General features: G+C 38.8%; 23 protein-coding genes. All 23 read left to right on the top strand.

The features are described from left to right. The first annotated feature begins 7 nt into the window (after positions 1 to 7). The 23 genes from IAE45_RS11550 (at position 8) to IAE45_RS18945 (ending at position 25,490) form a co-directional block, all read left to right on the top strand. The gene (locus IAE45_RS11550; protein WP_200127108.1) at positions 8 to 2,278 is read left to right on the top strand and encodes a hypothetical protein; all 2,271 of its coding nucleotides are present in this window, start codon (positions 8 to 10) and stop codon (positions 2,276 to 2,278) included. An 11-nt stretch (positions 2,279 to 2,289) separates the two neighbouring features. After that, a complete protein-coding gene (locus tag IAE45_RS11555; protein ID WP_200127106.1) occupies positions 2,290 to 4,914 on the top strand; it encodes a VirD4-like conjugal transfer protein, CD1115 family in 2,625 nt (874 codons plus the stop codon). A 72-nt stretch (positions 4,915 to 4,986) separates the two neighbouring features. Beyond that, positions 4,987 to 6,099, top strand: a complete 1,113-nt coding sequence (locus tag IAE45_RS11560; protein ID WP_200127104.1) for a hypothetical protein — start codon at positions 4,987 to 4,989, stop codon at positions 6,097 to 6,099. Positions 6,100 to 6,194: 95 nt separating this feature from the next. Then, a complete protein-coding gene (locus IAE45_RS11565; RefSeq protein WP_200127102.1) occupies positions 6,195 to 8,573 on the top strand; it encodes a pLS20_p028 family conjugation system transmembrane protein in 2,379 nt (792 codons plus the stop codon). Between the two features lie 11 nt (positions 8,574 to 8,584). After that, the gene (locus IAE45_RS11570; RefSeq protein ID WP_200127100.1) at positions 8,585 to 9,034 is read left to right on the top strand and encodes a single-stranded DNA-binding protein; all 450 of its coding nucleotides are present in this window, start codon (positions 8,585 to 8,587) and stop codon (positions 9,032 to 9,034) included. Positions 9,035 to 9,047: 13 nt separating this feature from the next. Beyond that, the gene (locus IAE45_RS11575; protein WP_005230821.1) at positions 9,048 to 9,356 is read left to right on the top strand and encodes a DUF5592 family protein; all 309 of its coding nucleotides are present in this window, start codon (positions 9,048 to 9,050) and stop codon (positions 9,354 to 9,356) included. 3 nt (positions 9,357 to 9,359) lie between these two features. Beyond that, complete coding sequence (locus IAE45_RS11580) at positions 9,360 to 9,929, top strand: hypothetical protein (protein WP_005230823.1); 570 nt, start codon at positions 9,360 to 9,362, stop codon at positions 9,927 to 9,929. Positions 9,930 to 9,946: 17 nt separating this feature from the next. After that, positions 9,947 to 11,872 carry a VirB4 family type IV secretion system protein gene (locus IAE45_RS11585; protein WP_200127098.1) on the top strand — a complete coding sequence of 642 codons (1,926 nt, stop codon included), beginning with the start codon at positions 9,947 to 9,949 and terminating at the stop codon, positions 11,870 to 11,872. A 4-nt stretch (positions 11,873 to 11,876) separates the two neighbouring features. Continuing rightward, positions 11,877 to 12,992, top strand: a complete 1,116-nt coding sequence (locus IAE45_RS11590; RefSeq protein WP_200127096.1) for a lysozyme family protein — start codon at positions 11,877 to 11,879, stop codon at positions 12,990 to 12,992. A 24-nt stretch (positions 12,993 to 13,016) separates the two neighbouring features. Next, on the top strand, positions 13,017 to 13,682 hold the full coding sequence (locus IAE45_RS11595) for a hypothetical protein (protein ID WP_200127094.1): 666 nt from the start codon (positions 13,017 to 13,019) through the stop codon (positions 13,680 to 13,682). 356 nt (positions 13,683 to 14,038) lie between these two features. After that, positions 14,039 to 14,275 carry a hypothetical protein gene (locus tag IAE45_RS19295; RefSeq protein WP_200127139.1) on the top strand — a complete coding sequence of 79 codons (237 nt, stop codon included), beginning with the start codon at positions 14,039 to 14,041 and terminating at the stop codon, positions 14,273 to 14,275. After that, complete coding sequence (locus IAE45_RS11605) at positions 14,275 to 15,153, top strand: hypothetical protein (protein WP_233619029.1); 879 nt, start codon at positions 14,275 to 14,277, stop codon at positions 15,151 to 15,153. Before IAE45_RS19295 ends, IAE45_RS11605 begins: the two co-directional genes overlap by 1 nt. Positions 15,154 to 15,159: 6 nt before the next feature. After that, positions 15,160 to 15,597: a hypothetical protein gene (locus tag IAE45_RS11610; RefSeq protein WP_200127090.1), complete on the top strand. Its 438-nt coding sequence runs from the start codon at positions 15,160 to 15,162 to the stop codon at positions 15,595 to 15,597. Positions 15,598 to 15,850: 253 nt separating this feature from the next. Continuing rightward, complete coding sequence (locus tag IAE45_RS11615; RefSeq protein ID WP_005237637.1) at positions 15,851 to 16,123, top strand: hypothetical protein; 273 nt, start codon at positions 15,851 to 15,853, stop codon at positions 16,121 to 16,123. A 17-nt stretch (positions 16,124 to 16,140) separates the two neighbouring features. After that, positions 16,141 to 17,652, top strand: a complete 1,512-nt coding sequence (gene mobP2, locus IAE45_RS11620) for a MobP2 family relaxase (protein ID WP_200127088.1) — start codon at positions 16,141 to 16,143, stop codon at positions 17,650 to 17,652. A gap of 16 nt (positions 17,653 to 17,668) precedes the next feature. Continuing rightward, positions 17,669 to 17,860 (top strand): hypothetical protein, encoded by a 192-nt coding sequence (locus tag IAE45_RS11625; RefSeq protein WP_005230848.1) that lies wholly within the window; start codon positions 17,669 to 17,671, stop codon positions 17,858 to 17,860. A gap of 119 nt (positions 17,861 to 17,979) precedes the next feature. After that, positions 17,980 to 18,771, top strand: coding sequence for a hypothetical protein (locus IAE45_RS18940; protein ID WP_233619030.1), 792 nt, complete (start codon positions 17,980 to 17,982; stop codon positions 18,769 to 18,771). A 3-nt stretch (positions 18,772 to 18,774) separates the two neighbouring features. Continuing rightward, on the top strand, positions 18,775 to 21,402 hold the full coding sequence (locus IAE45_RS11630; protein ID WP_233619031.1) for a DUF3991 domain-containing protein: 2,628 nt from the start codon (positions 18,775 to 18,777) through the stop codon (positions 21,400 to 21,402). 13 nt (positions 21,403 to 21,415) lie between these two features. Then, positions 21,416 to 21,829 (top strand): CPBP family intramembrane glutamic endopeptidase, encoded by a 414-nt coding sequence (locus IAE45_RS11635; RefSeq protein ID WP_200127087.1) that lies wholly within the window; start codon positions 21,416 to 21,418, stop codon positions 21,827 to 21,829. 61 nt (positions 21,830 to 21,890) lie between these two features. Next, positions 21,891 to 24,071, top strand: a complete 2,181-nt coding sequence (locus tag IAE45_RS11640) for a DNA topoisomerase 3 (RefSeq protein WP_200127085.1) — start codon at positions 21,891 to 21,893, stop codon at positions 24,069 to 24,071. After that, positions 24,068 to 24,532: a single-stranded DNA-binding protein gene (ssb, locus tag IAE45_RS11645; RefSeq protein WP_086299681.1), complete on the top strand. Its 465-nt coding sequence runs from the start codon at positions 24,068 to 24,070 to the stop codon at positions 24,530 to 24,532. Before IAE45_RS11640 ends, ssb begins: the two co-directional genes overlap by 4 nt. A gap of 105 nt (positions 24,533 to 24,637) precedes the next feature. After that, positions 24,638 to 25,117 (top strand): transcriptional regulator, encoded by a 480-nt coding sequence (locus IAE45_RS11650; RefSeq protein WP_086299682.1) that lies wholly within the window; start codon positions 24,638 to 24,640, stop codon positions 25,115 to 25,117. A gap of 229 nt (positions 25,118 to 25,346) precedes the next feature. Continuing rightward, a complete protein-coding gene (locus IAE45_RS18945; RefSeq protein WP_080542687.1) occupies positions 25,347 to 25,490 on the top strand; it encodes a putative holin-like toxin in 144 nt (47 codons plus the stop codon). The last annotated feature ends 183 nt before the right edge of the window (positions 25,491 to 25,673 follow it).

The raw sequence follows: 25,673 nt of genomic DNA on the forward strand, positions 1-25,673 counted from the left end.
GAGAACCATGGGAAATTATATTTTGCGTTTTACAAAATTACCAAAAGAAATCAAAGCTACGAAGCGATTGACCCTGAAAAAGAAGTATTCTCTTCCTGAAGCGAGAGAACTTTTTTACCAGGTTCAAGCAGACGTTGGGCCGCTGGATAATAAGATGACTTTAGAGATCCATCGTATAGAAGGAACAAAAGACTATTGGGAGTTCACTCTCCCCTTAACAAAAGATGTACCTTTAGACCTACTGATCGACGAGGATATTATTCAGGAGCTTAGAAACTTAAAGGGAAGCCAAAAAGAACAGTTTGAGGAATTGGAAAATGATCTTTTAGTCGAGTTCGATCAGTCATTTGAACCTGTTGAACAAGAAGTCAACGAACCAAAACCATCATTTCTTAGCGGCTTGTCCTTGCCAGAAGTGAAATTGCCGGAGGTTGCGGAAAATCTTCTTTCTCGTGTACTGCCGAAAAAACAACAAGTAGCCGTACCACTAATTGAAGAATCACCTTCAGAGAATTTTGTAGAAGAAGCCTTGGAGTTGCCCGAAGACAACTATGTCCCTGATTACGAAACCGTCGAGGAAGAAGATGGAGTTCCTCTTGAAGATCTAGAAATGGAAAAAGAAGAAATTCTTAGCCCACAAGCTTCTCAGAACGATATTGTTCCTTCTACAGTCAAAGAATCGATTCCAAGTGTCGTTATTCCACCGTTGGACGCCTATTTGGATTTAACGACTCAACCGATTTTTAATCCTATAGAATCGCTGATCGCTAAACTAGAAGCAAAGCTGGATCGTCAAACGCAAGAATTGATCGTGTATTTTGATTTAGCCGATAAAAATGACTTTATTAGTGAGCGAAAGAAAGAATTTATCCGGACGCAATACAATCCAACGTTCTACAAACAGTTGATCTCAAGCCTATATAAATTAAAAAATGACGTAGAGAACAAATTGATCAAAAAGTTGACGATCGCTTATCAAGAAATTACTGCAGACGACGGTTCTGAAGAATGTCTTGCGGAATTAGCTGCTAAAAAAGCAATTCTAAGTGAAGAATTTACTGATAAGATCGAAGCAGCGTTCACTTCTTTAGAGAATCAATTAGCGCTTGATAAAGCGAGGATCCAAAAGCGCCAACAAGAAGAACTGGAACGATTGAATAAGCGCCATCAAGACGAGCTTTATCAAATCGATGTCAAACTGCAGGCAGACAAACAGGAAAAAGCGGCACAACTCAATCAAATGAGACAAGAAGCAATCGAACAAGAGGAAGAAAAAATCACTGCTTCTTATGAAGAAAAAGCTCATAAGTCACAGTACAGCCAATTGATTGAGCGTAAGAACAGTCAACTCGAAGAGTTAAGCACGATCTTGGTCGAATCAGTGCAACAAGTCACGGATCAAGAACTGCAGTACTTACAATCAATGAAATCAAAACTGATTGAATCACAGCCTGTCTTTGAAGAGCAACGTCGGATCCATGAACAAGAGTTACGGGAAAAAGCCGTACTTGCGCAGCGTGATCGTGAATTGGCTATAAAAGAAAAAGAATTGTCCCTAAAAGATAAAGCCGTGCAGAATGTTGAATCGACGAAGCAACAAAATCAACAAAAAGAAATGGAAATCTCGCAATTTCTAGCAAAATTGTTCGATGATCAGACCCGAAGAGGGGCTGAAAACTTGGCGACGCAACAACAGCTGCTGGCATTTATCCAACAGCAACAACAAGGCACGCCTTTACAGGCAGCGCCAACACAGCCAAGTGCCGTACAACAAGCAGCTGGGAAACCATCTTTATGGAAAAAAATCACTTTAAGTGGTGCGGTTTTACTTGCGGTGGCAGGATTTGGCGGCTATGTTCATGCAATAGCCCAACAAGATTCAAATCAAACAACTGTATCTGCAGCTGTTCAAACAGAAAATTCTTATGCAAGTTTCGAATCAACGGAACCAGCGGTTCCTTCTTATGATGATCAAATCAGTGCTGGCAAGTATATTGAAGCGGCTAAAGAATATCCTGAAAATATTGACCACGTGGTTCAAGTCGTCTTTGAAAAAGAGGACACAGACACCTTAAAGCAGTTAACAAAGCTAGGCGAATCTGATTATGGTTTATTGGATCTGGCCATTCTACAACAAGATCAAAAGGCCATTACGTCAATCTACCAAGAGCTTTCAGATGCGTTGAAAAAGGATTTAACCATGGGTCAAAAGCAACAGATCGCTTCTGCTTACTTGTTACAGGACAAGCCGAAAGAAGCAAAATCGGTATTGGAATAAGGTGAGCATCTATGCGAGTACGAAGTAAGAGACGCTCCTTTTTCTACCGATTATTTTCTGTTTTCGGTCTGAAAAAATTAGCCCTTTTTATCGGAAGGGGTTATTCGATAAAAGGAGAAGGACTCGCTGAAGAACAGAAGCGTCATGCGCCAATAGCGTTTCTGGGTTTTTTCAGTGCCTTCTTCTTTGTTTATTTTATGAGCAACTATCTGATCAATTTTATCGTTTCATTTCTGCCGATTCTTGGCCAAGCTTTTACACTTTCGATAAACCAGGACTTTTCAACGGCTGGGAAGCTGTTTCAAACGTTTCCTTATTTTGCCCGTTCCTTGTTCATTCATGTAGGAACGAACAAGCAGCTGCTTATCACGCTACCCTTGGCCTTCTTTTTTTCCTGGTTCGTCTTTAAAAAACTGACTCGAAAATTTGATTCATTGAGTTATGGGCAAGAAGGAGACGCCCGTTTGGCGACGATTCAAGAGATCAAAGAGCAATATTCGGCCGTACCTGATCGAAAGGAACGGTTTGAAGGAATGGGCGGTATTCCTATCACGCACTATATGAACAAGTTTTATATCGATCTCAATACAGTCAATTCACTCATTCTAGGGACGAGTCGATCAGGTAAGGGTGAGTCGATCGTTTTTCCACTGACTGATATCTTGAGTCGAGCGAAGGAACAGTGTTCTCTGATTTTTAATGACCCGAAAGGAGAACTCTACAAAGGATCAAAAGAAACATTAGAAGAAAGGGGCTATGAGGTACAAGTACTTAATTTAGAAACACCCGATCAATCCATGAGTTATAATCCGCTGCAGCTGATCATTGATGCTTATGTAAGAGGGGATTCTTCTTCTGCGCAGATGTTGGTGGATCAATTCACGTATGCATTGTTCAACGATCCAAACGCCGGTCAGAACAAATGGGTCTATAGCGGTGCGCAGAAGCTGTTAAACGGTGTGATCTTAGCCCTAATCGACTATTATTTGGAAAAGGACGATTTAGGAAAGATTACAATGTACAATGTGGCACAGTGGATCATTGAAATGACAAATCGAAAAGTCATTGATCGGGTCACGAAAAAAGAGTACACACAACTCGATCTCTACTTTGAACGTTTGCCGCAAGGGCATATCGCCAAAGCACAATACTCTTCATTTTCTTCTATGGATTCGAAGAATAAAGGGCCAATTCAAAGTGCCGTCTTGGATAAGTTAACGATTTTCCAAGGGTTTGAAGCGATTGCGAAGATGACGTCAAAAAATAGTTTTCGGCTGAAGTCGGTGGGTTTTCCTAAGTCGTTGTTCTTCCAATTTGATCGATCGATGTATGATCAAATTTTGAAAGTTCGCTTCTTACGCAATGGGCAAGTATTAGGAGTAGAAACGATCCGTCCGAATATGGCTGGTGTGGTGGATTTGAACTTCAATTTGAATTTAAACACTGGCGATCAATTAGAAGTGGTTTTTCAAGATAAAAAAGCAACCTATTCGATCACTCTACTTGAAAAAGATGGTGAGTTAAATCGAACCAGCGGAGATTTAGACGAGTTGAAGCAATGTGAACTTTTCTACACAGAAAAGCCGATCGCTGTATTCATGATCACGCCGGATTATGATCCGTCTAAAAATGTGATTTCTTCCATGTTTGTCAAACAACTGTACACAACACTTGCGCAAAATGCTGGAAATACAAGAGGTGGGAAGTGCTTCCGAAGAGTCCATTTTATCCTGGATGAATTTGGGAACATGCCAGCCATTGAAAGTATGGATAACATTGTGACCGTTTGTTTAGGGCGAAACATTCTGTTCGATCTATTTTTACAAAGCTATGCGCAATTAGGCTCTGTATATGGAGACTATACGGCGAAGATCATCAAAGAAAATTGCCAAAACCATTTGTATATCATGAGCCAAGACAAAGATACGCACGAAGAAATATCGAAAAGAGTTGGTGAGAAAACGGTAGAAAAACATTCGACTGGTGAACAGGATCCACTTTCTCTTGATACGAGTAAACAAACCAACGTCGGCTCTCAACGAATAATTACTCCGTATAAATTATCTACGCTTATGATGGGTGAAATGGTTGTACTGAGGTTGCACAGGGAAAACAAAAAGCGCCAAAAAATCCGGTCGTACTCTATTTTTTCTACGAAAGAGACGTCTATGCCTTTCCGATTTGAATATTTGGGTGAGTACTTTGACCCAAACCGACCGATTGAAGACTTTAACATTCCCTCTGAACATAAAACCTTTGATTTAGCAGCAAACGCAATCGACGTCGATGATTTGATTTCAGAATCAATCAACCGATCGCTGCTTTTGTCTCTGGAAGAAGGCCTTCAGTCAGAAGAGGAACTGTTACAGATCGATGAAGAAGCCTTTGCATCAGTCCTCAACCGTTTTGATACAAAAGATTTGGAAAACTATCGAGAAATAATCAAACTTTCGATTGACGAGGATCCGGAAGAATCACAAAAAATTGATTTAATCGACTTTTTGAAACAAGCGGTAACCGAAGATCTTAAACCACTTTTTAAAGAAGAAGAACGGTGTGCGTTTCTACAGCTGGCGAATTTCTATTTAAACAAGCCATACTATAAAGATATTTCTAATTTAATTAGAATAGATTGATATAACTGTTAACTATCTTTTAGTCAAACCGATTTATATTAATATAGTAAAAAACGAGAAAGTTGGGTTAATATGAATTTCAAAAAGTTTCAAAGTAAAAGATGGATATTTACTATTGTTTTAATTCTGGTATGTGTTTCAGTAGCAATAGGAGTTGTTAATAAAAAGAAGACAAACTTCATTTCACAGATAGATCCAAAATTTTCTGGATACAATGAAAATGGTCACTTAAATTATAATGAGGATGATTTAGAGCATAGTATCCAAGAGTACTTATTAATTGAATCTGGTTTATCAAAAGATCAAGCAAAAGGATTGATAAGTGAGAACGAAATTACCATTGACTATATTAAGAGTACTCCCAATGATTATGAAAAAGCTTATAAAGCTTATCAAGCATTTGAAAGTGTTGAGTATGGATTCGATAAAACCAGTGATCTCAAAAATGGAGATATTGTCAAATTTACTATAACTTCCACCTCAAGTGAATTTCCCATACCTCATCAAGAAAAAGAATACAAAGTTACAGGACTCAAAAAAGGTGAAAATATAGATATCAAAAGTATAGTAGAAAAGGAGCCTATTGTATTCACTGGATTTGACGGGGCTGGAAAGGCGACTTATGATGATTTTGTATATGAGGAGTTAGCTGGAAGCGGTACTTATAGCAATGGAGATTCTGTGAATGTAAAGGTTTCTGATTCCTATATTACGGAATTAGAAGATGAAGGTAAATTTATCAAAGGAGATAACAATGTAAAATTAAGTGTCTCAAATCTAGAAGACTTTAGTGAGATATCTAATTTAGCGGATATTCTTAGTTTAATCGACGATTTATCAAAAAAAGAATTCGAAAGCTATGATTACGGATTTACTAGTACAACGTATTCCTCAACTAATAAAGGAAACTACTATTGTTCAGAGAAAGGCCTTCTTAGCGAAAAAGAAACATTTCGAGTTCTATCTATTTATGAAGTTAGAAAAATAGATAGAGATTCTGATGGAGAAGAAACCGAAAATAAAGTGTTTTATAAAGCACTTGGATATTCGTCTATTCCTTACCAAAATAATAAATTGGATATAAGTGATACTGGATACGAAGATTACTATGGATCAGAGGATACATTAGAGCTTCTTTTAGCAAATTTGAGAACAGACTACAAAGGAATTAAAGAAATTAAATGAAAAACGATTAAATTCATTTCATGTATAAGCGGGATTTAAAAATATTTTGATGTAACAACGGAGCCTTTTCAAGGCTTCTTTTTTATGATTGGAAGGTGAGTAAAACGGAAAAAGCAACGGATTTTCTTCAAAAATTTAGTGAATGGATTCAAGATGCAACTTTATTTAGCTATTTATTTAAATGGATAAGTGCAAACTGGGTCAAAGGACTTTATAAACTGGCTTCAGGGGTGGAAGATATCCTGGATCAAGTGTTTAAGGTCTTTGGATTTCTTGATAATGGGGCAATCGGTAAAATATATACAAGCATGCGATTAGTCTCATTCACTGTTTTGATTATTATGATTATTGTTATTGCTTATAAATATATTTTAAACGAACGAGTGGATCTAAAGGCAGGCCTTTTTAGGGCTGTCTTTTTTGTTTGTTTGGGTGTTCAGCTTCCAGGATTGATTACATCCAGTGTGGAGCTTTCTCAAAAAGTTTATGGAGAATCAAAAAATTTAGATATGGCTGAGAAAAGCACACTTTCATACAGTATTGTAAAAGAAAATTTGTCGGACTTACAGTATTCTTCAAAAAATGGCTTTTCTCGACAGAATAGTGATGCGGGAACTCAAAAAAACAATTTGTCAGAACAAGCTTTTAAAGCTACTGATTTATCAGAAGTTTTAACTCCTGAAAAAGTCAGAAACATGAAGGATAAAGCCAAAAATCAAGATGACACTTCCTACCTAGAATATAGGTTAAAGACTGACGAAGATGGAAAAGTCATATCAGAAAAAATAGAAAATGGAATGTTTGATTTTTTTAAGGAAGGTAAATTCCGTTTTTCATACAGGACGGGGACAATCACTTTGTCATTACTGACAGTGTCGTTTGCTTTTATCTGCTCTGCATTTATAATTGCAACGTCTTTGATTGAACTACTATTTGCAAAGTTGATGTTTCCAGTTCTTTCTGTTTCTGATATTGAAACCGGACAACGAACAAAAAAAATCCTTTTGGATATTGGAAACAGTTTATTAGCGATTATGTTGACAGGGTTTAGCTTGAGTATCTTTAAGTTATATTTTTCATTTATAGGTAATCTTGATGTCGATTTTCTTCCATATTTAGTACTTTGTATTGTTGGTGTCCGAATTACGATCGACGGCCCAAATTTCTTTGGGAAATTTCTGGGGTTGGATATCGGGCTTCGTTCAGGATGGCAAGCTATGGTTGGTACAGCAGTTGCTGCGAAAGCTGCGACAAGCGCTGTAAAAGGTGGAGTGAATGCTGGTAGTAGTATTAAAGAGCACGCCGGAAATGCAGTCAGCCGTATGAGAGTCAATAACGGTGTACACGAAAATAACAATGATAAATCGATTCAGAGTCGCTCAACGGTTCCAGGAAACAATGGATCTTCTAAAAGCAGTGTGCAGGAATTTGCGGCCAACATGCGCCAAACATTTGGCATGAATGACCAACAAGAGCCGGTGACACAAACGCAAGGATCGAATCGATCAGCGGTTCCAAATGATCAGATAAGTCCATCGGTTCAAGACAAGGATCAGGTTTCTGCTAATGGAGATTTGCCTTCAGGAACCAATCTTTCACCAGAAACAATGTATCAACCAATGAACGCTTCTGCTTCTTCCAGCACCGTTTCCCAAGGAAAAGAAACAGATGGAAAAAGCATTGGCAATATTTCAGCTGAAGAGCTGAAACATATGGGTGAAAGCGGCAATCGAACGGAATCACCGATCGACCCTATCAACGGCAATCGTACGAATGGTTTGGAAACAGGGAAAACGGCCGCTTCACAAAAAATCCAACGAACGACCATTCCGCCGATCCATACGCCAAGTAGAAAAGCCGCCATCCAAGCAGCGACTGACAAAGTCAATCAGAACAACAATATGCAACAGTCAAACAATCCGAGTGCCTCTGAAGGAAATCCAACTAACACTCAGAGAGCCAATGATCAAGAAGTGAAACGATCCGCACCAGAAACGTCTTACGGCACTTCTGCAGTAGCACCTAGTCAATCTGTTCAATCGAGTGAACAAGCGCCTGAAGGAGCTTCTGTGGCGTTTGAACGGACTACAAGTGTAAGTTCTTCTACAGCAGCGAGCGTACAACGAAGCAATCCATCGTCCACCAGTGCTGGCACTCAAATAGTGCAACAATCACCAAGTAGAGGAATTGATCGATCAACGGTGATACCTGCTAGACGTAGTGAGCCAAAATCAGGTTCGATCAAACAATCAGTACAACCAACGAACCATCGATCGGTGACTAGCCAGAAACCTGCAGAAAAATCAACGGCACCAACGTATCATATTCCAACGGTTGAATCAAAAACGAAGGAGCTTTCTACACCAAAAGAATTGGCCACTAAATACCTGAAAGAGTCGAGTGTGACACCAGAAAATGAGTACTATGATATCTATCAATCCATGAATAAAGTAAATGCCGATGATTATATTTAGGAGGAGATCTCGTGTTAAATGTCCATTGTATTGAAGGCCGATTGGCTGAAAGTCCCGTCTTAAAGAAAACGGAAAGTGGCACGTGTTATACACGTGTCTTGCTAATATCAAAACGAAACTTCAAGACAAAAAAGGAATCTGACTATCAATCAGATTCCTTTTTATGTGTGCTGTATGGCACGATCGCAAAGTCCTTTGTTGAAATGACGTGTCGAGGATCTCATGTGTCCTTTGTGGCCAGAGTCCAAGTCCGACCGTATGAAAATCAGTCAGGGGAACGGTGTTACGTGTCTGAAGATATTGTACAAAGCTACAACTTGTTAGAAACCAAGGAAGTGACCGATCGTCGTCGAAAGCACTTATCTGAAGGTCAGCCAGCAGAAGAAACGGCTTTAAATGAGTACCGTCAAGCGGTAGAACATATTCCAACCAGTTATGACGAAGCAGATTGGTACCAATAGAGGAGGAAAAAACATGGATAAATACCATAATATAGTGATTCAACGAAGTATTAAACAAGAACTAAAATATAAATCTTTGTATATCTTGGATCTTCTGATCGTCTTTGGCCCCTCGATGTTCCTTTTGTATCTACAAGGGTATCTGCATTTTTCTCTTGTGACGTCGATCCTATTAGGCATTGTTTTCTTTTTCCTTGGCTTGTTCCTATGTGCAAAGCCAGCGTCAAATGGCAACAGAAGAAACCTATATACGATCTATTGCTTGATCGTTATGGATCGAAATGTGTATGAAGTACAAAGCTATAAAAAAAGGAGAGGGTAAGGCATGGCCGCAAAACAAGTTCAAAGTTTCCGATCAATAGGACGAAAGCGCACTAAAGGGGAGAACCCTTCTATTCAAGAATTGGTACCAATCAAAAAAATGATCAGAGGAAACGTGGTCAAAAAAAATGGCCGGTACCTCTCTTTTTTGAAAGTCACGACAAGAAATATTAACGGTCTCAGTGCAAGCGAGCAATATCAGGCTATGCGCCATTTTGAAAATATGTTGCGGATCTATGAAGAAGAAATGAGTATTTTATCGATGATGTTTCCTACAAATATCGATGATAATCTGGTCTATTGGAACCGACAGCTGCAGCTGGCAAGGGAAGAAAGAAACCCCGTTCGAGCAAGAATCATTCGAGAACAGATCAGCCGTTTGGTGTGGGTCGAACAAGAACTATCAAATTTAGAATTCTACTTTATCGTTTATGGAAAAACAGAAAAGGAGCTGAATCTTTCCAAAACGATTCTAAAACGAGCAGGCGGATCCAATCTAGGAATCAAGGATATTCCGCCGAAACAAATTGAGCAGATCTTAATTAAATTAAATAACCTGAATACCCCGATTTAGTCTGGAGGATAAAAATTATGTTAAATGAAAAAGAAATTCAAACACTTGTTAAAGAAGGCTTTGACCTCAGTTTCATCGAAAAAATCCAACCTCAAGGCGGCATTACGTTTCCTGAAGACCGAATGGTCGCAGGGGACGGTACCTATGCTTGCCTTCACATCTATCAATTAGCCAAACGGCCAGCGCCATTTTGGTTAACCACGATCATGAACAATCAAAATTCAATCACAAAATTCGATCTAGCGCCGATCGACAAAGAAGTCATTTTAAGCGATATTGACAAAGCTATGCGTGAATTAGACTCACAAGCAGAAGAAAACCGAACCCGTACCCAACGAAACGAAGCAGTCAATGAGTTTCGTTCTCTGGAACGTTACGCAAATGAAATCAATCAAGGCGACGAAGTCAGTAAAATGGTCGATATACGTATCTATGTGACTGCAGATACACAAGAAGAGCTTGAAAAGGAAGTGGGTGATCTTAGACGTTCGCTCAAAGCCATGGGCTACAAATCCGTTTCTTATATTGGCAAACAAGCTCAAGAATGGCTAGCTTTCTTTCAAAGTTATTCTGAACAACAAAATGAACCAGGCAGTAAGGAAGGCATAACCGTGCCAAGTTCTGCGATCGGTGGCGGTTATCCTTTTAATCACCAATTTTTAAATGATACGGGTGGTGGCTATATTGGGAAAACAGACACAGGTGGGTCATTTATCTATAATCCGTACATGATCACTGCACTTAGAAAATCATTTAGTTCTATGCTTCTTGGGAAATCTGGTATGGGAAAATCGACGTTACTGAAGCTAATTGAGGAATTGTTATATGGCAAGCGGACGATCATTCGAGGGTTTGAAAAAAATCGAGATTGGTATAAATTGATTCAGTCGCAAAACGGGAAAATTTATGATCTTTCTGGAAAAGAAGGCATGTTAAATCCGATGGAACCACTAGCCACAATCACCGATACTAGCGGTAAAGTGATCGATGAACTGAACAGTTACTTGCAGCATAGAGCAACTTTTTTTAACAAAGTGCGCTTCTTAAATCCTGCTATGCGTTCAGTAGATATTCTCGATTTTGGTAAGATCATGGATGATTTTTATATCTCTTACGGTCTATTACCTGAAAACTATACACAGAATCAAAAAGATATTCATATCATTGGATTGGATCCTTCAAAATATCCTACAGTTGGTGAATTCAAGAAATTCGTTGATCAATTTGTGGAAAGCGGCTATAAGGATCGTGTGACAGACGTCAAAATGGTGGAAATGGAAAACTTTCAAACGGTGATCACGTCAATGTGCGAACAATATGGGTCGATCTTCAATGGACGCAGCACGTTTCGAAATATTGATGAAGAAGATGTCCTTTTCTTTGATATTGAAACGATTGGTCACTTTGACGATGAAGTGTACAAATGCATGCTTTATACGGCTATGAATATCGTTTGGAACCAGGCACTTAAAAATGGCCGGAAACAAAAAATTGCTTTGGAGAATGGCGATATTACTCCTGATGAAGTTCGATTCTTTGCCTTTTTCTTGGATGAATGTCAAGAGATCCTAAGTCCTGATACGGTATTTGTCGTCAAACAAGTGGTCAAATTCTTAAAAGAAATGCGGAAATTTTCTGCAGGTGCTTTCTTTGCGACACAATCACCGCAAGAGCTATTGCCTGAAACGTCTTCTGATGATTACATTTCAAAAATCAAACAAGTCTTTGAATTATGTAATGCGAAATTCTTTCTACAGCTGGATGCTTCAGTCAGTGAAACAATGAAAAAAGCAATGGGAAATCTGTTGACTGATGGACAGTATGAAGACCTGGCATTACTCGAACAAGGAGAAGTAATCGTAAATTTAGGAGGAAATAACAACTACAAGATCAAAACGGATCCTGATCAAGAACAGTTGAAACGATTTGCAGGAGGTCATTAATAAAATGAAATCGAAAATAATTAAATTGTTGGCCGGAAAAGCAAGTAAGAAGGAGAAAATCCAACTCTTACTTGCTTTTTTAGGTAGTTCAACCGCTGTTTTAACTGCCCTTGTTATTGTGGTAGCCAGCTTGCTTCTCGTGATCTTTATCGGTGGTGCTTCTCAGACAACATCGACTGATGGAGGTATTGAGGGGGGCGGAATTAGTGTCTCAGAAATGACGATGCAATGGAAAGATAAGGTCACAAAAGAAGCAGAGAAAAACGGGATCCCTGATATGGTGGATCCCTTACTTGGCATTATTGAAGCAGAGACGGGTGGAAATGCCATTCGTTATCCTGATGTCATGCAGTCCAGTGAGTCACAAGGAAATGCCCCTAACACGATTTCAGATCCTTATACGAGCATTGAAGTCGGTGTAAAGTATTTCGCCAGTTTGGTTAAAGCACATAAGGATATGGATTTGTTAAATCTCATTCAGGCCTATAATTTTGGCCCAGGTTTCTTGTCCTTTTCGACAAACAATTACGACTTAAATCGAGCGATCGCTTTTTCGAATAAATACGCTCACGGCGTACAAGTGACCTACACGAATCCGGTGGCGGTAAACCTCGGTTATACCTATCGTTATGACTATGGAAATATGTTTTATGCCATGATCGTTAAACAATATCTAACGCCGAAAAGTTCCGGTCTTCCTGGTGGAAGCAGTGATATGGCTAAAGTCGCTCAAGCAGAAATCGATGAAGGTTTGCATGTCGGAGGACAAAAATATTGGTCATGGTATGGCTATGGTGGTCGTGTTGAATGGTGTGCTGTCTTTGTTTCCTATGTGGCCGCAAAAGCAAATGTGAACATGGAAAAATTCGCCTACTGTCCGACGGGTATTCAAAACTTCAAACAAAAAAATGAATGGCAGCCAGTCGGTGTGGAACCAAAAGATGGGTGGGTGATCTTCTTTGATTGGGACGCAGATGGCATCAGTGACCATGTGGGAATCGTAAAAAGCTACTCAAACGGCACGGTCTATACGTTGGAAGGAAACTCAGGAGACAGCACGAAAGAACGCAATTATGGCAAGACCAGTCAGTATATTATGGGCTATGGCACACCTAAATAAGTCATAGCAAAGGAGTGAAACAACATGATCAAAGAAGCTTTTAAACAGTGGAAACATGCGCTGAAAGAAGAGCATTTACAAATTAAAATCCAAAACAAATGGTTCGAAGAACTAAAAAAAACAGACCTTTATCGACAACTTAAGAAGTACAAATGGTTGAGGAATGGATCTATTTTGATCGACTATATCATTTTAGTCGGGTGCTATCTATCTATTTACACGTTGCCAGTTAGTAAACTAAATGCTATTTTGGGTAGCCATATTACAAAAGTAACCTATCAAAATATTGTATTTATTTATACAATTTTAGTTTTGTTACTGATGATTTTCTCTGTTTTCTTTACTGTAGTTCTATCTAAAGACAAGCTGAAGGATGTTCGGGTGCTAAATAATATGCTTATTTTTTTCTTGTTTGGCGGTGTAAATTATTTGTTGCTTTGTTTGGCCTGTATCATTCAACCAGCATACTTATTGTTCGTTTTAGGACTAGGTATTGTAAAAATAGTCATTCGAATATGGAAGGATCTACAAAGAGAAGCCGTGTTCCTATCTTATAACGAAGCAGAGAAAGAAGATTTGATCGGTCATTATAAGCGTCACGGCATACGATTTGAAATGGAAGATGAGCCACGTATTTATCGAATGGACTATTTTCAAGAAGAAAATAAAAATGAGGAGTTGAGATCATGAGTTATCAACGATTGAGCGGTATTTTAATACTTGGTTTATTAGCTAGCTGGGGAGTTTTTGGACTCTTTATCTGGCATTCAAGCAAACAATCAGAAGCTGTTTCAGAAACCAAAATTGAACAATCTATTGAAGAAAACCATTCGGAGCCGGACAATAGCAGCACGGTTGTTCCTACTGAAAATCAGGCATCAGAAACCGTTGAAAGTGAACAAACAAATCAATCAACGGATGAAAAAAGTGCCGTTGTGCAAGACTTTGTGACGACCTATTTCAACACAAAAGATGAACCATTTCTTAAAGATCGTGTTTCGCTGTTGAACGAAAAGAAGTTGATTACTGACGAATATAACCAAGAAATGAAGCAATCGATTGGGGATATGGACAATGAAGATGCCAAAATGAGCGTAGAAGATCTACGTGTTTATACGAACGATGATCAAACCTATTTCGTCGTTTTTGATCTCAAATATGAAGGATTGGATTCAAATCAAGTCCTTGTTTATGTAGCATCTGCGCACGTCAGTGATTCGAATCAAATCGATCATTATGAGCTGATCGCAACAAATACCAAATTAAAAAAGGGGGATGAATGATGGTTATTTTCGGAAAAATCTCTCACTTTATTTCTTCAGTAAAGGAAATGAAATCGAAAATAAAACAAAAACATTTTCGAACGAAGACACAAACATACACCAAAATATTAATGGCTTTTGGTTTTTTATTTCTATCGATCATCGGTCAAGCTGTGTTATCAAAACCAGCAAATGCGTATTCGGAATCGTCAGTTGAAAAGCCGATTCCTTTTGATGCAGGAGAGGTCACAGTACTAAAAAAACAATATTCACCAGTTAGTAAAAGTTATCGAATGGATATTTATGTCGATTCAGAAGTCGATCTTGTATCTGATGGAGAGCCAGTTACAAAGGCAACTGTCGTCACAAAAGAAGATATCAATACACCGTTAAAAGTAGAAGTAATTCCCGTTTCTGAAAATTATTTTGTTCTTTTAGCACAAAATATCGACGATGAATTCGGCGCTTTGCGGTTTGATGTTACGTATAAACGATCAAAAGATTCCGATGAATCAGCGCTTAGTCTGTATGGATCCCAAGAAAAATCGACGATCATTAAAAGTGATCTTTCAACTTTAAGTCAAGCTGAATTGAAAATCAGCGGACTTGAAAATGATATCCGATTACAGCAGCTAAACAGAAAAATGATTGAGGAAGAGAACAAATCTCTTATCGAAGAAATCAAAAATACACGAGAAAAAATTGCTTCTTTCACTGAAGAAAAAGAATACCAAGTCGGAGAGCAGTTAGCAAAAACGGAAGATTCAATCACCACTTTGGAGAATACGATTGAATCATTTAAAGGGAACATTTCAGATAATCAAACCAAAATTTCTGATATCGAAAAGACGATTCAGTTGATTGAATCGAAAATTGACGAACTCAAAAAAGGTGTGTGAGATAGCATGTCAAAGAAACGAATTCCGGTATTTTTAGACACGGAACATGAAGATGCTTTGAAAGAATTAAAAACATATTTGCCCGTTGACGAGGATATTAAAGACAGTCCGATGATTCGATATGCGCTGCTTGAATTACTTAATCGGGTGAGAAAAGAAATAAATTTCGAAAAAAAAGTATTGGATTCTTTGTCTTTATTAGAGATTATGACCAATGCAAAATTGGAGCAAGATCATACCAAAATACAAGACCTTTTTTCTTCAGATGTTTATCAAGAAGCAGTCACAATGAGTAAGAGAGTTGTTCGAAATAAGAACTATCGCTTTAAAAATAGGAAGGACGAATCAAAGAAAGAAAAAAAGAAAAAGGTCAAATCTGTTCAAGAAGATGTCAAAAAAGAACGTGATTTTAATGATATTGTTTCCCAATATTTACCAAAATAATTGAGGGTTGATGGTGGCACCTAGGTGGCACTTTTTACAAAAAGTACCACCTAGGTGCCATCTGTAGTGGTAGCTGAGTGCCATTAAAAAAAGGGTTGTGGTGACTTCTCTGAAGGTCTTGAAACGCAATAGGCACAGCCTATTTTCCCACTCTCTCCATGAGAGTGGTGCGTTCACCTTATGCTCTTTCATTGTTCTACCTCTTTTAGGCACTCATAAGATTCAAAATGATTAAATAGCTGGAGGTTTTCTCATGCCAAGATTTACTTTAATAATTGAAAACGAGCCGTTGGTTGCGTACCTCGAACAGCGAGCTAAGAAACAAACCTTTAATACAGGAAAAAAAGTCACTCGAAACGAAGTGATCAACCAGATTCTTCAAAATGAAATGATCAATGATCTAACGAATAATCGAGAAGTTGATGCGATTAAAGATAGTTTAGATGATTTTAAGCACATTCTACAACAATACGTCGACACGAATAATGCGCTTTTGTATCGTGCATTTGAATCTGATGGCATTTAAATGAACGAGGTGATCACATGGCACAATCTGCTGGCTCTTATATAAACCTAATGAGCGGTTTTGTTATTTCGTTTGATTCTGAGTATGTAAAGTATATGGATCGAGAAGATAAGAAAGTGTATAAAGAAAAAGACCTTTCTGATTTTGAAACGGCCATGACGAATGACGATCCTAGTCAATCATTTGAAGGCTATTTGGATTATATGGATCGAAAAAATGCGTTACTCGCTCAATCAAAATTGACAGCTGAAGAAAGAGTATCATTAGGTGAGATCAACAAACGTCTCGCTGATTATTCGACTTTATCAAAAGCACAAATCGAGATCATGCAAAAGGAAACCCAAGAAAAAATATGGTCACTGAATACAGGAATGTTTGATTTTAATAATGATGATTTGACACAAAATGAAGTTGAACAATACAAAGATTTATTCGATCGAGCGAACAAAAATGAATCTGTTTTGTTTCAAGATGTGGTGTCTTTCGATACAAAAGCATTGATTGAAGCAGGCATTTACAATCCATATTCAAATGAATTAAAAAGGGAACCGTTGATCATGGCCGGTCGAAAGATGATGAACGTTCTTTATGAGAAAGAAAAATTAAATGGATCCACAATCAGTGTAGGTGAGATCCATTACAATACAGGTCACTTTCACGTGCATTTTGCGACGACGGAAGTCGAACCTACCCGTGAAATGATTTTTGTTAAAGAGCATAATCGCTATGAACGAAAAGGGCAACGTTCCGATGAAACATTAGAAAAAATGAAATCGACTTTTGCGAATCTGATCTTTGATCGTTCGAGCGAATTGGAACGATTGAATGATTTGAGAAATGGTCTGCGTAATGAAATCAAAACAGAAATGGCAACACCAAAAAAAGAAAGTGTTTTGTTACTTGAGGAATTAAAAGCGCAGCTGCCGGAGAATCAAAGCAAGTGGAATAGTAAAAACTTAACGCCAGAAAGTCGAGAAACAATGAACCAGCTGATTGATTCATTGATGAAAGACAATGGCCACTTTGAAGAATTCAAACAGCTGGCAAAAGAGGAAGACATTTTCAAGAAAGCTACTTATGGTGAGGGAGATCCCAGCAAAGAGAAAAAATCATTTTACGATGGCCGAATGTACGGGCCGGATGGCATATACTATCGATTAGGAAACAGTATCCTCCAAGAACTAAAAAAGGAAAATGATTCTTCCCAACAAGACAAACCTTTCCATCGATCTTCGGTATCAGGACAACAAAACCCTAACAAAGAAATATACAATAGAATGAAACAGGGGTACTTCAAGGGGAAAGAAACGAATGAAAGTCGATCACCGCCAAAGAGAAATCTAAGTGAGCGAACCAAACCATTTAAGGAATCATTCAAGTATCGTCGGTCGGTCACAAATCAAGTCAAACACCTGGAACGGGTGACGAGCAATGAATTTGATCAATTCAAAAATAAAGTAGCCTTTGAAAAGCTGCAGCGTGAAATCGAACAAGCAAAAATGAGTCAAGATTCAGACCTATTCAATTAGGAGAAAGAGGAAAGTCATGGAAAATTATTACTTTATCAATAGCGTGGATCCGGAGAACCAAACGATGCGTATTCAAGAAGTGGGTGCTGGCGAAATGAGTGCGCAACAGGTACGTATCACGAAAGAAGATGCCGATGTTTATTCTTTAATGTTGGATGAAGCAACGCAAGAAGGGGAGCCGTTGATCGTTCAGCTGGATCTAAAATAAAGTCAAAACCAGCCGTAGAAAAATTTTTTTCGGATTCAGAGTGGCTGCTTTCAATCAGTAAATAGCAGAATAAAAAAAGAAGATCGGCGAAAGCCGGTCTTTTTTTGGAGGGAAAGTTGATGGAACAACAGGACAATGATCGACAAGAAACGGACAATAGTCGATTAGCAAGAGCAAAAAGAAAGTTGGAACGTCTGAAGAGAGAGTACAGTGCGCAAATTTCAAGAGTCTTTGACCATCAAGCACAAACAAACGGTCAGCCAATGAATGAGAAAGCAAATGGCCGATCTTTTTTTAATAGGCAAGAGCAGCTGGAAGGTAGGGCTAGAACTTTGCTTCGTGAAATAGAAGCACAAGAGGAACGGATCTCGATGCTGGAACACCAAAAGGAACGCAAAGAACTCGGCCTAAATAATCAAGGTGGTCTGATCATGAGCGTTGATAATATTCTAATGATCAAAGCAGAAATCGAACAAGCAAAGCAAGGAAACTCGATGTATTCGGCCGCAACGATTCGGAAATACGAAAAGCAACTGGTTGAGTTAGAAGAATTGAAGCGTCGATCAGAAAGGGCGGATAAACATATGAATGAACAAGCGCAAAAAATGATTGAAAGTGGACGTCTGACACAATGGAAAAAAAATCCAATGATCTACTTTGTAAAAGGCTATCGAAAACTGGCCGTTGAATTAACAGAGTCGGGAACATTCGCACCTTCTCAACGGTATGCGGCAAAAACGGAAGCAGAACAGTCGGTCATTTCTGATATTTTAAGCGAACTAAATTTTAACACTGAAGAAATACCCAATGCTACAAAAGATCAAGAAGCTGCCTTGAACCATTTCTACCGAGTGGAATTTAACGAGGGGTCGGAAAGCATTCGTAATTTTGAAGGAGAGATCGTTTCATAACCTTTGATCGAAGAAATCAAACGTTTAGATCGACCAATGGAAAGTGGGTATTACAAATTTTACTTTCAGGAAATTAAAGATGGAGAAATCGTCGATGCGTTTCGTTTAGACGTCGGGGACGGGGTCAATAGTAACCAAGACTATTATAAAAAGCTCGAATCGTTAGCTGCACAAGATAAGACGAATGTTGTAACAAACGAACGTTCAAAAGCAGCTTACTATTTAAGAATTGAAAACCATGCAGAAGGAGCTTTTTTCAGAATCTTTACGGATGAGGAAAATATTTTTAAAAGTACAGTAGCGTCCTATGAGTTTGATTTACATGCGAAATTAACTGAAGAAAATATTTGGTTCAGTCAAGATCATAAAGAAGCTAAAGAGAAATTGAATGGTGATTTTTTGGTAAATAACCGATTGAATCCAAAATATCTTTCCTCTTTCATTAGCCAATGGAATGACTATAAAAAACAAAATAATGTTTATATGGGCGTGCCTATTGATCATGGACTGATCGAATTTGATCCGAGTGATTACTATAAAGGAACGGCATTACCTTTGACACAAGGGAAACTCACAATCGATAGCATAGATACTCAAAAGAAAGTTGAACACTCTGAAGAAAAACGGTCAGTCAAAAAAAGAAAATCAGCCGAGGAACTAAAAAAAGAAACCGACCAACTCGTCAAAGATGCCATGGAAAATATCAAGAATCATTTTGATGATCCGGAAGACGTCTTAGAATTAGGTGCGTTTATGAGTAAGTTTTACAATTACTCACTAAAAAATACGGCATTGATCCAAAAGCAATTACCTCATGCTCACGCTGTGGCCGGTGCGAAAAAATTCAAAGAAGCTGGCTTTTTTATTCGCAAGGGAGAAAAAGCCATACGGGTTTTAGCGCCAACGACCTATAAATGTTTTATCAACGAACAGGGACGTACGCAATCATTATCGAAAGCCACTAAGCTACAAAAAGAGAAGATTCTCAAAGGAGAATTGAAAACAGAAGAAAGAAGGGCATTCAAAAACGTGCCGGTCTTTGACATTAGTCAGACGACGGCCACAGCCGATGATCTGCCGAAAATTTTCCCTAATCGTCCTTATAACTTTGATTTGACGAAAGCCACAAACACGAAACTGTTATACCAATCATTAGAAACCTATGCCTTATCAGAAGGCCTAACGATCATTGATGATCTAACGACTGTTACGCCAGTGTTAGGAACCGCAAAAGGGGCATATGGTCAGGGCATCGATGGCTCAGAAATGCTTTTCATGAATCCTCGGTTTACTCAAGCAGAACAAGTGCCAACCATGATCCACGAATTGGCACATGCAAAGCTTCACTCAAAAACGAGTAACTCGACTTATTCTAGCTCAGTCAAAGAATTTCAAGCGGAGCTGGCTGCGTATATCGTTGCCCACCATTACGGCATTGATACGAAAGAAGAATCGATTCCTTATATTGCGGCTTGGACAAAGAATGGACAAACCGTTGAGGATAAATTAGCTCAAATGGAAGAGGTGAAAGTGTTCTCTCGTCAAATGATTGAACAGATCGACACGCAACTTATGATCCAACAAGAATTGGAACAACAAGAACAAGAGCAAGCGCCCACGGTAGAAAAACAAAAGCTGACCGAATCACAAAAGACGTACAAAACGTTCTCAGAACAGATTGCTTTTGCGAAGACGGTATCGATCCTAGATATCGCTTTGAAAAATGGCATCGACTTGATTCAGGACTCAAAAAAACAGTATCGGCTAGCTGACAATCATTCCTTAGTGATCACGGCTGATAAGAACTTGTTTATAGAAAATAATGGGAACTTTGGCGGTGGGCCAATCGATTTCGTTCAAAAAGTTGTTGGTATCGAGGATTTTAAATCCGCTGTACACCATATTACAGATAGCGAGTATGAGATTTCCGATGTAGCACCGTCTGAACAACGGGAATTTACTTACAACAAAGAAAACGAACGGGACTTTGTTCGTGCGAAGAAATATTTGATCGAGGATCGCTGCATTGATGAAGAAATCGTTAGCGTTCTTCATAATAAAGGTCTCTTACAACAAGACAAGCGCAACAATGTCTTGTTATTATGGAATGATCATGGGAAAATTGCCGGCTGCAGCGAAAAAGGCACGATTCCGGATTCAACGTGGAAGAAAATTCAGACAGGATCCGATAGTAAAATCGGGTTTAATGTACGCAATGGCGAGCCGAAGAAATTGAAGTTTTTTGAAGCTGGCGTCGATCTTATGAGCTATATGTCCTTGAATAAAAGCGATCTAAAAGATACCTGGTTTGTTTCTATGGAAGGATTGAAGCCAGAAACGGTTTATCACTATTTGGAAGAAGCACAACAAGTCAGTCCTTCAGGAATTGAAGAAATTGCCTTGTGTGTCGATAACGATGAAGCCGGAAAAGCCTTTTTCGATAAGTTCCAACAATTTACTTTCAATCAAAAAGAAAAAGCGCCCCTTGAATTTCAAGCAGAGTTTCCGCAAGCTCCGGTCGGACAAGAAACGCAAAAATGGGATTGGAACAATGAGCTGGTCTATCAAATAAACGAAGGCGAAAATCAAAGAAAAAAGTCTCTCGAATCTGAACCATCATTGAGCTTATAAAGAAGGTGAACGGATGAAACGAATGATTTTTACAATCATTCAGGGAATAGGGATGGCCGTGGTGCTGTCCCTTCTTAGTATGTGGATCGGCGAACAATTTTTTTCAACGTATCTTCCTAGACTTCCTGAAGCAAGACATGGAATTTCCATTTCTGCCGCAACGTTCTCTATTGTATTGGCACCGATCATTGAAGAATACTTGATACGGGTCAAACTATTGCCTTTTTTGATTCGACGCACGAATTTACCAGCTGCAGTCTTTTTCTCTAGCTTCATTTTTTCTGTTTTACATGGGCAGGTTTTTCTACTGCCCTATTTTTTTAACAGCCTGGTCTATTCATGGGTTTCACTCAAAACAAAAAAAGCCTATGGATCGATGATCGTTCATAGTGCTTATAATTTTATTGCCCTGATTCCTGGTTTATAAGAAATCTAAACCATTTTTCGTTATACTGATTATCAATCACAAAAAAAGAGGTGTTTATGTATTGACTACCGTAATTTTAGCAGAAAAACCAAGTCAAGCAGCTTCCTATGCAGGTGCTTTTAAGCATAGCGTGAAAAAGGATGGCTTTTTTGAGATCCAAGATCCAATTTTTTCAGATGAGACCTTTATCACCTTTGGCTTCGGTCATTTGGTCGAATTAGCAGAACCAGGACATTATGATGAAAAATGGAAGAATTGGGCATTGGATGCATTGCCTATCTTTCCGCAACAATACGATTTTCAGGTCGCAGCTGATAAGAAAAAACAATTTAAGATCGTTTCCGGACTGCTAAAGAAAGCCGATACGATCATTATTGCAACAGATAGCGATCGAGAGGGGGAAAATATCGCCTGGTCGATCATTCATGAATCAGGCGCCTTTTCCAATAAAAAAGTGTACAAGCGCCTATGGATCAACAGTCTTGAAAAAGATGTGATTCGTAGTGGGTTTCAAAACTTAAAACCAGGAATGGACTATTATCCTTTTTATCAAGAAGCACAGACACGGCAAATTGCCGACTGGCTCATTGGCATGAACGGGAGTATGCTTTACACGTTGAATCTTCGTGCAAAAGGAGCAAATGGAACGTTTTCTCTTGGACGGGTACAAACACCAACGCTTTACATGATCTATCAACGCCAACAACTGATCGAGCATTTTAAAAAAGAACCATTTTATGAAATCGAATCATTGATCAAGGCAACGAATGGCTCGTTCAAAGCCCTATTAAGCCCGTCACAACGTTTTTCTACTAAAGAGGAACTACTTTCCTTTGTTTCTTCTAAGGGCGCTGCAATCGGCACACAACCAGGAACGATCAAAGATCTTCAAACAAAAATGAAGAAAACGAATAGTCCCAATTTATTCTCATTGAGCAGCCTGCAGTCAAAAATCAATCAGCTGTACAAAGCAACAGCCAGTCAGACGTTGAAAGCCATGCAAGGACTGTATGAAGCAAAATTGTTGAGCTATCCAAGAACAGACACACCATTTATTACAGACAGTGAATTTCAGTACTTAAAAGCGAATTACGCCAGTTATGCCCGTTTTTTATCCATAGATGAACCCATGGCACAAGATCAGCCAAGAAAGCGATATGTCGATGGTAGTAAGGTGCAAGAGCATTACGCCATTATCCCAACAAAGCAAGTCGCAAGTGAGTCAGCCTTTAATAAATTAGATGATCTACAAAAGAAAATCTATCTGCTCGTCATGAAAACAACGATCGCCATGTTTTTACCAGATTACACGTATGAAGAAACCGTAATAGAAACTATGGTATCAAATCTCTGTTTTAAAGCGACGGGAAAAGTGCCAAAAGTCGAGGGATGGAAGATCCTATTCAAAGCCGATACCAACAAGGAGAGCGAAGAGAGCCAAACATTACCAGTTGTGATGATCGGTGAAGCGATTCAAGCGGAGGTAAAAAGCGTGCAGAAAGAGACGCAGCCGCCGAAACCATTTACTGAAGGCACGTTGCTTACAGCAATGAAAACGGCTAATAAGACCGTAGATGATGAACAAGCGATCAAGATCCTTCAGGAAGTCGAAGGAATCGGTACAGAAGCGACACGTGCGAGCATTATTGAAACACTGAAGCAAAAAGAATATATCAAAGTAGAAAAAAATAAATTGATCGTAACCGAAAAAGGAAAATTATTGTGCCAAGCAGTCGAAAGCCAGCACTTATTGACGAGTGCTGAAATGACGGCAAAATGGGAAACGTACTTAAAGAAAATCGGTAAAAAAGAAGGGAATCAAGAGACCTTTATTGCCAATATCAAGAAGTTTATCGTGCATTTGATCGAACACGTGCCAGATGATGTTCAGAAGTTGAATTTCCACACCTACCAAGCGGAAGTCAAAAAAGAAGCTGATAAACAGACGATCGGTAAATGTCCGAAATGTGGCGGAAATGTGGTATTGAAAAAGTCTTTCTACGGTTGTTCGAATTATCCCAACTGTACGTTTACGTTATCTGATCAGTTCCGGAAGAAAAAATTGACGAAAACCAATCTGAAGGATTTGTTAGTCGGGAAAGAAACCGTGGTTTCAGGAATCAAAAAGGCAGACAAGACGACCTATAATGCAAAAATCAAGTTGAGCGATACGGGACAGATCACTTTTGTCTCATTTGTCAATGCGCCAAAAAAAGCAAAGAAAGTAGGGAATAAAGCATGATCAATAACGTCGTATTAGTAGGAAGATTAACAAGAGATCCAGAATTAAAATTTACACCGAACGGGGCTGCAGTGGCCACGTTCACTTTGGCCGTGAATCGAAATTTTACCAATCAAAGCGGTCAAAGAGAAGCGGACTTCATCAATTGTGTCATTTGGCGCAAACCAGCCGAAACCCTTGCCAATTACGCAAAGAAAGGGACGCTTCTCGGCGTGACTGGACGTATTCAGACAAGATCTTACGATAACCCACAAGGACAGCGAGTGTACGTCACAGAAATCGTGGCAGAGACGTTTCAATTAATGGAATCAAAAGATATGTCTGAGCAGCGTGCGAATGAGTCCAACGAAACAGCTGAAAAAAGCAAACCAACACCGCCGCCGCTGCCTAAACAAGAAACGGATCCATTTGCACAAAGCAGTTCGGCAATCGATTTACCAGATGATGATTTGCCATTTTGAGAAACAAAGATGAAAAAAGACCTGGAAACCCCAGGTCTTTTTTGATATAAAACTCAGGTTCAAACGACAACTGTTTGTATCACCTATCATGAAAAGAGGAATAATGTGCGATTATTTGATGTTCACCAATTTGAATTACCTGAAAAAGAGGTGATCGATTGGGAAAAAACCAAAGGAGAGATCGGATCGATGCTCTCTAGTTATCTTGTTTCAAGAGAAAGGATGGGATTGACGAGGATGCCGCCGATCCATTCAACGTATTCGCTCTTAGACCAAGATATACCAGAAATCAAACACTCTAGCTTTGTTCAAGAAAATCAGCAGTTCAAACAAGAGTTTCTTTACTTTCACCACTTGTTTTCTTTGGGTCTTACGGCCATTAGCCATCCATATAAACCAGAAATCACCGATCGGAGACGAAAGATTTTTTTGATGCGTTTTGTCTACGGATTATCAATCAATCATGTGAGCGATCGGATCCATTATCAGAAAAATGTGATCGTCGATGATTCTCAATCCAGCTTACTGCAGTTTGCGAATGCTTTGTCTATTTTAGCTTTAAAAGAACAAGAGATCTCTGCCTGATGCTGGTAATTTTTTCTATTGATCACTTCGGGTTGTGTCAACAACACGGTTTCTGAAGGAGCGGTGGTGGTGGCTGGAGCGACTGAAGGAACAAGCTTTTTGCTTGAATAATGTCGATAAAAAAACGCTAAAAACCTTGATAAATCTAGGTTTTTAGCGTGGGTTATGGTATAATATGAGTACAGTAAAGTTTGTGACGGTGGCTATCTTTTGGAAGGTGGTGATGCTTATGAAAGTAAGTGTTCACTCTTTAGAAAGGAGAAGCCTTTTGTCTGTAGCTGAAGCATTAGGGCTAATGATTAGTTTCGGTTCTTTAATCGCAACGATCATCTTTGGCATCCTAACAGCAGTGAAAAATGACAAAAAAAAATAACCGTCTACTTTAGCAGGTCACGGTTATTTTCGTTTAAATAATAGTACTGCCACCGTCTTAAACGGTGCTGTAGGGGAGTTGTTAGCGCAACTCCTCTTTACATAGTAAGTATAGCAAGATTTCAGTGAAATATCAACCTTTTTCTCTACATAGAAAGGTGTTTCGCACGTCTTTTCGTATAAA

Source organism: Enterococcus sp. S53 (assembly GCF_016516865.1).
Classification (GTDB): domain Bacteria; phylum Bacillota; class Bacilli; order Lactobacillales; family Enterococcaceae; genus Enterococcus_D; species Enterococcus_D innesii.